Source organism: Kitasatospora nipponensis (assembly GCF_039528135.1).
Classification (GTDB): domain Bacteria; phylum Actinomycetota; class Actinomycetes; order Streptomycetales; family Streptomycetaceae; genus Kitasatospora; species Kitasatospora nipponensis.
This window is the reverse complement of record NZ_BAAALF010000230.1, coordinates 1-11247: the sequence shown is the minus strand read 5'-3', so window position 1 is coordinate 11247 and position 11247 is coordinate 1. Positions and strand designations below refer to the sequence as shown.

Sequence of the window (11247 nt, the reverse complement as noted above, 5' to 3'; positions counted from 1 at the left end):
CCCGGGGCCCGGGCGCACGGACGGGGGGAGGTCGCGGCGGGTGGGCAGGCCCCAGCCGGCCGCGCCGCGCGGGCGCTGCTCCTCGCCGGTGGAGTCGTAGGCGCCGCCGAAGAGGTCGCCCTGGGCGGGGTCGCCGCCCGGCCGGGGCTGCTGGTGCCCGCCGGGGCCGAGCTGGCGGGCGTCGGGCGGGCCCGGGCGGCCGCCGCCCTCGGAGCGGCCCTCCCAGTCGCGGTAGGGCCGCTCCTGGTACCCCTGCTGCTGCGGGGGGTAGGGCTGCTCCGGGTAACCGCCCGGTTGCTCGGCGGCCGGGTACGGGTAGTCGCCGTAGGGCTGCGGGGGGTAGGACTGCTCGGGATACCCGCCCTGGCCGCCGGCCGACGGGTACGGGTACTCCTCGTAGGACTGCTGCTCGCGGTAGGAGCGGGCGCCACCGGGGTACTCGGGCTGCTGCTGGTGCTGCTGGGGCGCGGGGGGCCAGCCGGACTGCTGGTCGGCCGGCCCGGCCTCCGGCCGCGGCTCGTGCGCCGGCTCGGGCCGGGGCTCGGGCGCGCCCGCAGGCATCGGCGGGGCGGGGGTGGGCGGCACGGCGTTGGCGTCCACCATGACGGCGATCCGCACCGGGCGGCCGAACTGCTGGCTCAGGCCGTCGGTCAGCTGCGGCAGCAGCCGGCCCTCCAGGACCTGCTTGGCCCACTCGTTGGGGGCGGCCAGCAGGGCGGTGTCGTGCATCATCCACATCGGCTGGGTGCGCTGCACCCAGAGCTTGTCCTTGTCACCCACCGACGTGTCGTTCACCAGTCGCTCGACGACCTTCGCCCAGGCCGGTACGAGATCGCTGTTGACATCAGCCACTGGTGCACGCTTTCTCGTTCCCCCGAACGGGGGGCGGTCCTGGGTCAGACTCGATGGGTCAGGATCTGGGGCTGGTTCGGGTGGATGAACAAAACCAGACAAGTCCTGCAACGGTAGTCAGCGGACAGACCTGATTCAAGTTGTTGTCCACAGGCTGTGTACACCTTGGCGGCCGGGCCGGTCCGCGCGGGGTTCCCCGAGGGCGCCGCGAGGAGCCGGTTTGACCCTCGAGGCCCGCGCCGCGTACCGTAACCAGGTCGAGTTGTCGATGGCCGCTGCCGCATGTCCGCGGGTCCACCCCGCTTCCATAAGGCGCGCAGCACGGGCGCCGTGGATTGCCCGGGCCCCAGCAGACCTGGGGATTCGGGCCGGATTTCCCAGTTCTGAAGGGGAGATCACGCGGACGCACGGTGACGGCCAAGCTGCAAATCGTCATCCTACGATTCACCCCAGGAGCCCCCGAGTGAGCAAGCGCACCTTCCAGCCGAACAACCGTCGTCGCGCCAAGACCCACGGCTTCCGGCTGCGTATGCGTACCCGCGCCGGCCGTGCCATCCTGGCGGCCCGCCGTGGCAAGGGCCGCACCAGCATCTCCGCCTGATCCGCGCCCAGGGTCTGCAGTGCTGCCCCCCGAGAATCGGCTGCGGCGGCGCCAGGACTTCGCAACCGCGGTGAAACGCGGTCGCCGAGCCGGCAGGCCCCTGCTGGTCGTCCATCTCAGACGAGCGGACGAGCAGCAGGTGCCGGTCGGCGGGTACAGCGACTCCCACCCGCACGTCGCCGAGGAGACCTCCTCGGCGCGTGCGGGTTTCGTCGTGAGCAAGGCGGTCGGTCCGGCTGTCGTGCGCACCTTGGTGAAGCGTCGGCTACGTCACCTGGTCCGGGAGCGTCTGGCCAGGTTGCCCGCAGGTAGCCTGATAGTGGTACGGGCGCTGCCCCCGGCGGGGTCGGCGTCGTATCTCGAACTCGCACAGGACCTGGATGCGGCGCTGAAGCGGTTGCTCCGGACCGATCCGGCCTCCTCGGGAGGAGGATCAGGGCGATGAAGTACCTGCTGATGGGACTGATCAGGGTCTATCAGTGGACGATCAGTCCGCTGCTCGGGCCGGTCTGCCGCTACTACCCCTCGTGCTCGCACTACGGGTACGAGGCCGTGCGCACGCACGGTGCGGTCAAGGGCAGTCTGCTGACCGGGTGGCGCATCCTGCGTTGCAATCCCTGGTCCCCGGGCGGAGTCGATCACGTACCGCCGCGCAAGCGTCCCGTATGGCACCAGCGGCTTCGCGCCCTGGTGCAGCCCAGGACCGGTAGTGCCGCGAGCCCGGAGCCGTCAGGCCCCGAGGTGGACGGGCCGGTCACCTCAGGCTCGACGGCTGCTGGTCAGACGTCGGTAGGCCCGATGTCCGCAAGCCTGACGACCAAGCCCAATGCTCAAGGAGTCTGACCGGTGACCTGGTCCTTCCTGAATCCCCTGTACACCGCGGTGTCCTGGATCATCGTCCAGTTCCACTCGCTGTACAGCAACGTCTTCGATCCCAATGGCGGCTGGGCCTGGGGCCTGGCCATCGCCTCGATGGTCGTCGTGATCCGGATCTGCCTGATCCCGCTCTTCGTGAAGCAGATCAAGTCGACCCGGGCCATGCAGGCGATCCAGCCGAAGATGAAGGCCATCCAGGAGCGCTACAAGAACGACAAGCAGCGCCAGTCCGAAGAGATGATGAAGCTCTACAAGGAGGCGGGCACCAACCCCTTCTCGAGCTGCCTTCCGATCCTGGTGCAGATGCCGTTCTTCACGGCGCTGTACGGGGTGCTCTCCTCGGTCGCCAACAACAAGCCGATCGGCGTCATCAAGGGTTCGCTGCTCGACAGCGCCCACCAGGCCCACATCTTCGGTGCTCCGCTGTCCGCGAAGTTCTGGGGCAGCCACGACCTGAACGTGCAGATCGTCACCGCGGTGATGATCGTGCTGATGTCGCTGTCGCAGTTCATCACCCAGCGCCAGCTGATGACCAAGAACATGGACCTCACGGTCAAGACGCCGTTCATGCAGCAGCAGAAGATGCTGATGTACGTCTTCCCGGTGATGTTCGCGTTCATGGGCGTCAACTTCCCGGTCGGTGTGCTCGTCTACTGGCTGACCACCAACGTCTGGTCGATGGGTCAGCAGCTGATCGTCATCCGCAACAACCCGACGCCGGGCAGCCAGGCCTGGGACGAGCGGCAGGCCCGCCTCAAGGCGGCCGGCCGGCTGAACCCGGACGGCTCGATCATCAAGGGCAACGGTCCCTTCGGGATCTTCGGCGGCAGGGTGGCCGCGCAGCAGCAGGCCGAGGCGGCGGTCGCCGAGTCGGTGCAGGTGCGTCGCCAGCAGCCGCGCAAGCAGACCAAGGCCCAGCGCCAGCAGGTGCACACCGGTGCCAAGGCCAGCCTGGTCAAGGAGCCCGAGACGCACGAGGCCGAGGAGGCCGCCGTGCAGGACGCGGTGCCCACCTCGCAGGGCGCCGGCAAGCCCTCCGAGAGCAAGCGTCCGGCCACCAAGCCGGCCGCGGCGGGTCCCAAGCGAGGCCCGCAGCAGGGCACGCAGCGGCCCAAGAAGAAGTCCTGAGCCTGCGCCGCTGAGCGCTCCGGGCCCGCCTGGTCGGGCCGGAACCCTCATCGATCCTCGATCCAGGCCCGTACCCCTGGGCCCATCTCCGAAGGAGTCCCTCCGTGACGGAAGGCACCACCTCTGCCGTCGATGCCGGCCAGACCGTGCAGTCGGCTGAGCCGGCCGAGTCGGCCGACACCCTGGTCGCTCGCCTGGAGCAGGAGGGTGAGATCGCGGCCGACTACCTGGAAGGGCTGCTGGACATCGCCGACCTGGACGGCGACATCGACATGGACGTCGAGGGCGACCGGGCCCTGGTCTCCATCGTCGGTGACGGCGACGACCGGACGCTGCAGCGGCTGGTCGGCCAGGACGGCGAGGTGCTGGAGGCGCTGCAGGAGCTCACCCGGCTGGCGGTGCACCGGGAGACCGGTGAGCGCAGCCGGCTGATGCTCGACGTCGCCGGTTTCCGGGCCCGCAAGCGGTCCGAGCTGGCGGAGCTGGGCGCCGAGGCGGCCGAGCAGGCGAAGCGGAGCGGCGAGCCGGTCAAGCTCCGCCCGATGACCCCGTTCGAGCGCAAGGTGGTGCACGACGCGGTCGCCGCCGCGGGCCTGCGCAGCGAGTCGGAGGGCGAGGAGCCCCAGCGCTGCGTCGTCGTCCTGGCGGGCTGACGTCCGGGAGTTCGCTCTCGTCCGACCCCGTTCGCACGGTCCGCCGTGCGGACGGGGTCGTTGTTCCTGAGGGGGGAGCCCCATCCAGTCGGCGGACGGAGCGGGCGGCCCGGGGGGAGCGTGCTGGCCGGGAGCGGTGGCCCCGGGCACGCGCGCCGGGCGGGGCGCGAGCCTGAAGAATGGGCGGGGGGATGTTTCACGTGAAACGGTGCTGGTGGGCGAGGGGCGATGGAATCGGTGAGCGGAGAAGCTGAGATGGCGACGGAGAGTGCGGCGGCCGACGGTCTTCCGGAGGGTCTGGCCGAGCCGCCGGAGGTGGCCCGGGAGATCTTCGGCGAGGGCTTCGCCGCGGCGAAGCGGTACGCCGAGCTGCTGGCCACGGCCGGCGTGCAGCGCGGGCTGATCGGGCCGCGTGAGGTCCCGCGGCTCTGGGACCGCCACGTGCTGAACTGCGCGGTGCTCTCCGAGCTGCTCCCGGCGGGGGCGACGCTCTGCGACGTCGGCTCGGGGGCCGGCCTGCCCGGCATCCCGGTCGCACTGGCCCGCCCCGACGTCTCGGTGACCCTGCTGGAGCCGCTGCTGCGCCGGACCACCTTCCTGGAGGAGGTGGTCCGCGAGCTCGGCCTGGAGAACGTCACCGTGCTGCGCGGTCGCGCGGAGGAGATGGTCGGCAAGATCTCGGTGGAGATCGTCACCGCGCGCGCGGTGGCTCCGCTGGACCGGCTGGCCGGCTGGGGGCTGCCGCTGCTGCGCCCCTACGGGCAGATGCTGGCGCTCAAGGGCGACACCGCGGAGCAGGAGCTCATCGACTCGCGCTCCGCGCTGGCGCGGCTGGGTGCGGTGGAGTGCGCGGTCATCCCGGTCGGGGAGGGCACGCTGGGCGCCTCCACCCGGGTCGTGCAGGTGAAGGTCGGGGAGAGCCCGGGTGGCGTGAAGGCGGCGACTCGGCGGGCCAAGGCCGCCCGAGCCGGTCGCGCGAGCGGCCGTCCGGCCGAGCCGCGTGGTGCGGGACGCCGTCGGCGCTGACCGCGGGAGCCCGCGCCGGCGCGCGGATCGTCACAGGAGGCCCTGGTCGCAGCGGTGTGCGCCAGGGCCTCCGGCGTGCCCCGGAGTGTCGTGGCGTCAGATTTCCGACATTGCGGGCATGGTGTTTCACGTGAAACGTCGCTCCCTGCTTTCTGGAATCCTCGGTCGCAGCCGGGCGGTGACTGTTGCCGCTCCGGTTTCACGTGAAACACTGACCCCTATGCAGGACTCGGAGACCATCGACCAGATCGATGACACCCCCATCGGGCGGGCCGCACAGGCCGCCGTCCAGGCGCTGGGGCGCGCGGGAGAAGGCTTGCCCCGGCCGCCGGCGACCCGGGTGATCGTGGTGGCGAACCAGAAGGGCGGGGTGGGGAAGACCACCAGCACCGTCAACATGGCCGCCTCCCTGGCCATGCACGGGCTGCGGGTCCTGGTGATCGACCTCGATCCGCAGGGGAACGCCTCCACCGCGCTGGGCATCGACCACCACGCCGAGGTGCCCTCGATCTACGACGTCCTGGTGGAGGGCAAGCCGCTGGCCGACGTGGTGCAGCCGGTGGTGGAGGTGGAGGGACTCTTCTGCGTTCCCGCCACCATCGACCTGGCGGGCGCCGAGATCGAGCTGGTCTCCCTGGTGGCCCGCGAGAGCCGGCTGCAGCGGGCCATCGCGGCCTACGAGCAGCCGCTGGACTACATCCTGATCGACTGCCCGCCCTCGCTGGGCCTGCTGACGGTCAACGCCCTGGTCGCCGGCCAGGAGGTGCTGATCCCGATCCAGTGCGAGTACTACGCGCTGGAGGGACTGGGACAGCTGCTGCGCAACGTGGACCTGGTGCGGGCGCACCTCAACCCGACGCTGCACGTCTCCACCATCCTGCTCACCATGTACGACGCCCGGACCCGGCTGGCCTCCCAGGTCGCCGAGGAGGTCCGCAACCACTTCGCCGCGGAGGTCCTGCGCACCGCGATCCCGCGCTCGGTGCGGATCTCGGAGGCGCCGAGCTACGGGCAGACGGTGCTGACCTACGACCCGGGCTCGACCGGGGCGCTCTCCTACCTGGAGGCGGCCCGCGAGCTGGCGCTGCGGGCGCCCGGCCTGGCGTCCCCGACCACGGCGGTGGAGCAGGCGGCCGCCGACGCGCTCGGTGCGGTGGGCCAGCACCGGCACACGATCGGCGCGCAGGCGACGCCGATGGCAGAGCACAGCACGATGGAGGGCAATCGGTGAGTGGTCGCAGGGGTCTGGGCAAGGGGCTGGGGGCGCTCATCCCGCCGACCGGCTCGCCGGCGCCGATGGGCGGCGCAGGGGTCACGGTCGCTCCGGCCCGCCCGGCGCAGGGCGTGGCAGCGGGTTCCGGCGCGGGTGCCGGGCTGCTGCCCACCGGCGCGGTCTCGCCCAGTGCGGTGCCGGTCCTGCCGACCGGCCGGGGCACGGTGGCGGCCCGGGCGGCCGAGCAGCACCGTGAGTCGGTGGAGCTGGCCCCGGTGAACGGCGCCCGCTTCGCCGAGCTCCCGCTGGACGCGATCGTGCCCAACCCCCGCCAGCCGCGGGACGTCTTCGACGAGGAGAAGCTGGCCGAACTGGTCGCCTCGATCAAGGCGGTGGGCCTGCTGCAGCCGGTGGTGGTCCGCCAGGTCGGCGCGGAGCGGTTCGAGCTGATCATGGGCGAGCGGCGCTGGCGGGCGGCCCGGGAGGCCGGCCTGGAGCAGATCCCCGCGATCGTCCGGGCCACCGAGGACGACAAGCTGCTGCTGGACGCGCTGCTGGAGAACCTGCACCGGGCCGAGCTCAACCCGCTGGAGGAGGCGGCCGCCTACGACCAGCTGCTGCGGGACTTCGGCTGCACGCACGACGAGCTGGGGGACCGGATCGGCCGCTCGCGGACCCATGTCTCCAACACCCTGCGGCTGCTCAAGCTCTCCTCCGCGGTGCAGCGCCGGGTGGCGGCCGGGGTGCTCTCGGCCGGCCACGCGCGGGCCCTGCTGGGGGTGCCGGACAGCGAGCAGCAGGACAAGCTGGCCATGCGGATCGTCGCGGAGGGCCTCTCGGTGCGCAGCACCGAGGAGATCGTCAAGCTGATGAGCCTCGAGGACAGGCCGCAGCGGTCGGCCGGTCCGAAGGCCGGCAAGCTCCTCTCGCCGGCCTTCAACGACCTGGCCGGCCGGCTCTCGGACCGCTTCGAGACCCGGGTCAAGGTCGAGGTCTCGCAGCGGGGCGGCAAGCTCGGCAAGGGCAAGGTGGTCCTGGAGTTCGCCTCGGTGGAGGACCTCAACCGGATCCTCGACAGCCTGGCGCCGGGCGAGGACGGACTGCGGCTCTCGCAGAGCTGACCGGCCGGCCCGGGTGGTGGTTGAACGCAACGCGATGGGTGCATGTTTCACGTGAAACATGCACCCATCGGCGTCTGTGCGGGTGTACGGGTCCTGGGGGGACAGGCTCGCGGAGGTGGGGCTCCCGGGAGAGGAACCGAACGAGGAGGTGTGCTCGATGGGCCGCAGGATCGTTCCGCTGACCCTGGACAATCTGGCGGATCTGCCCGAGCCCTGCCGCTCCTGCGTCTTCTGGGAGCTCGATCCGGTCAGCGGGCGGGAGGCGGTGGAGGGCGGCAAGGCGGCGCTGGAGAAGGAGGGGTGGATCTCCGCGGTGCTGCTGGAGTGGGGGTCCTGCGGGCGGATCGCCTACGTGGACGACCAGCCGGCCGGGTTCGTGCTCTTCGCGCCGCCCGCCTACGTGCCGCGCTCGCTCTCCTTCCCGACCAGTCCGGTCTCCCCGGATGCGGTGCAGTTGATGGTCAGTCGGGTGCTGCCGGGGTTCCAGGGGCAGGGCCTGGGCCGGGTGCTGGTCCAGACGGTGGTCAAGGACCTGGTGGGTCGCGGGGTGCGGGCGATCGAGGCGTTCGGTGCGGCCGGCCCGGAGCGGCCGAGCTGCCTGCTGCCGGCCGACCACCTGCGGGCGGTGGGCTTCAAGACGGTCCGGCCGCACCACCGCTCGCCCCGGCTGCGGCTGGAGGCCCGCTCCGCCCTCTCCTGGAAGGGGGACGTGGAGGGAGCGCTGGAGCGCTTGCTCGGTGGCGCCCGCAAGGAGCCCGCGCTGCGTCCGTTCTGACGTTCCGTCGGGGAACCCGGACGGCCGTGGGTGCGTCCCATCGGGGCACAGCCTGACCGAGGGGCCTCACGGAACGGGAGCGGGCGGATGAGCGGCGGTAGGCGCGAGGGGCGGAGCAGGGGCGGATCGGCGGGGGCGCTCGCCCTGGTGTCCGCGGCGGCGGTGCTGCTGCTGGCGGCGTGCGCCGCGGCGAGCGGGAGTGCGGCGGGCAGCGGGAGCGGGGTGCCGAGCGCGGCCGGGACGGTCTTCGTGGTCACCGCCGACCCGCGCGCCTCGGCCGGTCCGGCCTCGATGGTGCCGGCTCCGGTCACCTCGACCCCGGTCTCCTCCACCACGACGCCGCCGGTCCCGGTCTCCTCGGCCCCGACGCCCTCGCAGCCGCCCGGCGCCGACGTGGTGTCAGCGGCCGTCCAGCGGGTGGCTCCGGCGTTGCAGCAGGCCTTCCCCGACGCCTACGCGGACGCCGCCGCGGATCTCGACGGCGGCCGGGTGGTGGTCTACCGGCTGCCGGGGCATCCCGAGGTGGAGAGCGCCGCCCGGTCCGCCGCGCAGGGCGTGGCGGTGGCCTTCGTGGACGCCAGGTACGGCTTCCGGAGCATGAGCCGGCTGCGGGAGCGGATCACCTCCGACACCGCCTACTGGCAGCAGCAGGGCGTGAAGCTGGTCTCGGTGGGTGCCACGGATGGGACGGCCGTCCAGGCGGTGGTCGGCACCTACCTCGGCAGCGCCGACGAGCAGCGGCTCTTCGACGCCCGCTACGGCGCGGGCGCGGTCTCGGTCCGGGCGCAGCGGCCGGGCATCGGCTTCTGAGCGGTCGACCCCGCGAACACGCGGAGGGCGGGCCCGGTCCGGGCCCGCCCTCCGCGCAGTCGATGATCCGGTCAGACGGCCGGCTTGATCGTGATGATGTCCGCCAGCTCGCGCAGCAGCGCGGCCTTCGGACGGGCGCCGACGATGCTCTTGACGACCTCGCCGTTGACGTAGACGTTGAGCGTCGGAATCGAGATGACGCCGTACTGCGCCGGGATCGCCTGGTTGTTGTCCACGTCGATCTTGGCGACGGTGAGCTGGTCGCCGTACTCCTCGGCGAGGGCCTCCAGGACGGGGGCGACCTGCTTGCAGGGGCCGCACCACTCGGCCCAGAAGTCCACCAGAACGGGCTTGCCGCTCTTGAGGACCTCGGCGTCGAAGGTCGCGTCGGTCACGGTGATGGTGGCGCCGGCCACGGGATCTCCTAAAGGTCGCTTGCGGGGTGGGACTGCATGCAGTGACAACACTGCGGGGGCCGATTCTGTTTCGGGCTGCGCACGGTTTCACGTGAAACCGTGCGCGGGCCGGTGGTCGGCCCCGCGGCGGGGGCTCAGCCCTGCTGGGCGGCCTCGTGGGCCAGCTTGGCCAGGTAGCGCTCGGCGTCCAGGGCGGCGGCGCAGCCGGTGCCGGCCGCGGTGATCGCCTGGCGGTAGGTGTGGTCGACCACGTCGCCGGCGCCGAAGACGCCGACCAGGCTGGTCCGGGTGGACGGTGCCTCGACCTCGAGGTAGCCCTCCTCGTCCAGCTTCAGCTGGCCCTGGAAGAGCTCGGTGCGCGGGTCGTGGCCGATCGCGATGAACAGGCCGGTGACGGGCAGCTCGCGCAGCTCGCCGGTCTCGGTGTCGCGCAGGGTCACACCGGTCAGCTTCGGGTCGCCGTGGATGGCCTCGACCGCGCTGTTCCAGGCGAAGCTGATCTTCGGGTCGGCGAAGGCACGCTCCTGCATGGCCTTGGAGGCCCGCAGCTCGCCGCGGCGGTGGACCACGGTGACGCTCTTGGCGAAGCGCGAGAGGAAGGTCGCCTCCTCCAGCGCGGTGTCGCCGCCGCCGACCACGGCGATGTCCTGGTCGCGGAAGAAGAACCCGTCACAGGTCGCGCACCAGGAGACGCCGCGGCCGGAGAGGGCGTCCTCGCGGGGCAGGCCGAGCTTGCGGTGCTGGGAGCCGGTGGTGACGATGACGGCGTGGGCCCGGTGGACGGTGCCCTCGGAGTCGGTGACGGTCTTGATGTCGCCGGTGAGGTCGACCGCGACGATGTCGTCGGGGACCAGCTCGGCGCCGAACCGCTCGGCCTGGGCGCGCATGTTGTCCATCAGCTCGGGGCCCATGATGCCGTCCCGGAAGCCGGGGAAGTTCTCGACCTCGGTGGTGTTCATCAGCGCGCCGCCGGCCGTGACGGCGCCCTCGAAGACGAGGGGCTTCAACGAAGCGCGCGCGGTGTAGAGCGCAGCCGTGTATCCGGCCGGGCCGGAGCCGATGATGATCACGTTACGGACGTCGCTCACTGCATCTCCTGGTTCGCATCACGACCCGCGCCGGGCGGGGAGGGCCGGCGGTCCTGCTCCGCCAGCCCGGACAACGACTCCCCAGTGTCGCGCATTCCCGGGCCGCCCCGCACCAGGCGCCCACCGCTCGGATGGCACACGGGCCCGATCCGGCGCCGTGTCCCGCGGGCGGTGCGCCCCGCGCCGTCAGCGGGCGGGCACCACCTCGTGCAGCAGCACCGTGGCCGGGTCCTGGGAGCCGGTGGCGCAGCCCTGGGCGAGCAGGAAGACGTCCAGGCTGCTCGGGTCGCCGGCCTGGCGGTAGACGTAGACGTCCACGGCGGCCGAGTCGTAGTGGCCCCGGCCGACCGCCAGCGGAGCCTCCCCCGCGTGCCCGGCCACGGCGTGCTGGACGCAGGGCGGCGGGGTGGGCAGGATCGGCGCCGCGGGGCCGCCGTCCTGCTCGGTGGCGTGCGGGACGACACCGGGTCCCGAGGAGGTGGTGGCGGGCAGCAGCCGGCGGACCTGCTCCGGCAGACCGGCGGCGGTGAACTCCGGACCGGCGGCCGTCGAGGGCGCGGCGGAGCCGGCCGTGAAGGGGCTCGCGGCGGGGCGGGCGGCACCGCTGGCGCTGGTCGCCTGCTGGGTCGAGCCGCCCAGGCCGGAGACGAGGACGGCGGTGCCCAGCCCCAGCAGGGTCAGGTAGCCG

The 11247-nt window shown here is 72.4% G+C and carries 13 protein-coding genes and 1 pseudogene; 10 read left to right on the top strand and 4 right to left on the bottom strand.

All coding sequences use genetic code 11. The features are described from left to right. Positions 1–852: chromosomal replication initiator protein DnaA (locus ABD323_RS36060; protein WP_486327160.1), on the bottom strand; the 852-nt coding region annotated here is incomplete at its 3' end. 463 nt (positions 853–1315) lie between these two features. Between ABD323_RS36060 and rpmH the strand changes: the two genes are divergently transcribed. The 10 genes from rpmH to ABD323_RS36010 all read left to right on the top strand — a co-directional run bounded on the left by rpmH (position 1316) and on the right by ABD323_RS36010 (position 9055). Continuing rightward, positions 1316–1453 (top strand): 50S ribosomal protein L34, encoded by a 138-nt coding sequence (gene rpmH, locus ABD323_RS36055; protein ID WP_329566034.1) that lies wholly within the window; start codon positions 1316–1318, stop codon positions 1451–1453. A gap of 19 nt (positions 1454–1472) precedes the next feature. Further along, on the top strand, positions 1473–1898 hold the full coding sequence (rnpA, locus tag ABD323_RS36050; protein ID WP_344446311.1) for a ribonuclease P protein component: 426 nt from the start codon (positions 1473–1475) through the stop codon (positions 1896–1898). Then, positions 1895–2296, top strand: a complete 402-nt coding sequence (gene yidD / locus ABD323_RS36045) for a membrane protein insertion efficiency factor YidD (protein WP_344446310.1) — start codon at positions 1895–1897, stop codon at positions 2294–2296. Before rnpA ends, yidD begins: the two co-directional genes overlap by 4 nt. A gap of 3 nt (positions 2297–2299) precedes the next feature. Then, positions 2300–3457 (top strand): membrane protein insertase YidC, encoded by a 1158-nt coding sequence (gene yidC / locus ABD323_RS36040; RefSeq protein WP_344446309.1) that lies wholly within the window; start codon positions 2300–2302, stop codon positions 3455–3457. 104 nt (positions 3458–3561) lie between these two features. Continuing rightward, on the top strand, positions 3562–4110 hold the full coding sequence (locus ABD323_RS36035) for a Jag family protein (protein WP_425556279.1): 549 nt from the start codon (positions 3562–3564) through the stop codon (positions 4108–4110). Between the two features lie 255 nt (positions 4111–4365). Then, positions 4366–5136, top strand: coding sequence for a 16S rRNA (guanine(527)-N(7))-methyltransferase RsmG (gene rsmG, locus ABD323_RS36030; RefSeq protein WP_344446308.1), 771 nt, complete (start codon positions 4366–4368; stop codon positions 5134–5136). Between the two features lie 220 nt (positions 5137–5356). Then, positions 5357–6367 (top strand): ParA family protein, encoded by a 1011-nt coding sequence (locus tag ABD323_RS36025; RefSeq protein ID WP_425556278.1) that lies wholly within the window; start codon positions 5357–5359, stop codon positions 6365–6367. After that, positions 6364–7470, top strand: coding sequence for a ParB/RepB/Spo0J family partition protein (locus tag ABD323_RS36020; protein ID WP_344446307.1), 1107 nt, complete (start codon positions 6364–6366; stop codon positions 7468–7470). The genes ABD323_RS36025 and ABD323_RS36020 overlap by 4 nt, the downstream gene beginning before the upstream one ends. Positions 7471–7627: 157 nt before the next feature. Continuing rightward, positions 7628–8245 (top strand): GNAT family N-acetyltransferase, encoded by a 618-nt coding sequence (locus ABD323_RS36015; protein ID WP_344446306.1) that lies wholly within the window; start codon positions 7628–7630, stop codon positions 8243–8245. Between the two features lie 87 nt (positions 8246–8332). Next, the gene (locus tag ABD323_RS36010) at positions 8333–9055 is read left to right on the top strand and encodes a hypothetical protein (RefSeq protein WP_344446305.1); all 723 of its coding nucleotides are present in this window, start codon (positions 8333–8335) and stop codon (positions 9053–9055) included. Positions 9056–9126: 71 nt separating this feature from the next. On the opposite strand, the gene trxA is transcribed toward ABD323_RS36010, so the two are convergent. The 3 genes and pseudogenes from trxA to ABD323_RS35995 form a co-directional block, all read right to left on the bottom strand. Next, positions 9127–9471, bottom strand: coding sequence for a thioredoxin (gene trxA, locus ABD323_RS36005; RefSeq protein ID WP_344446304.1), 345 nt, complete (start codon positions 9469–9471; stop codon positions 9127–9129). A gap of 134 nt (positions 9472–9605) precedes the next feature. Continuing rightward, the gene (trxB, locus tag ABD323_RS36000) at positions 9606–10559 is read right to left on the bottom strand and encodes a thioredoxin-disulfide reductase (RefSeq protein WP_344446303.1); all 954 of its coding nucleotides are present in this window, start codon (positions 10557–10559) and stop codon (positions 9606–9608) included. Between the two features lie 186 nt (positions 10560–10745). Beyond that, a pseudogene (locus ABD323_RS35995) lies at positions 10746–11247 on the bottom strand (hypothetical protein); the annotation flags it as partial.

Bases quoted from the DNA above. Each gene is read 5' to 3' on its own strand.
- yidD (WP_344446310.1), top strand. From the start codon at position 1,895: ATGAAGTACCTGCTGATGGGACTGATCAGGGTCTATCAGTGGACGATC.
- rsmG (WP_344446308.1), top strand. From the start codon at position 4,366: ATGGCGACGGAGAGTGCGGCGGCCGACGGTCTTCCGGAGGGTCTGGCC.
- ABD323_RS36025 (WP_425556278.1), top strand. From the start codon at position 5,357: ATGCAGGACTCGGAGACCATCGACCAGATCGATGACACCCCCATCGGG.
- ABD323_RS36015 (WP_344446306.1), top strand. From the start codon at position 7,628: ATGGGCCGCAGGATCGTTCCGCTGACCCTGGACAATCTGGCGGATCTG.
- ABD323_RS36010 (WP_344446305.1), top strand. From the start codon at position 8,333: ATGAGCGGCGGTAGGCGCGAGGGGCGGAGCAGGGGCGGATCGGCGGGG.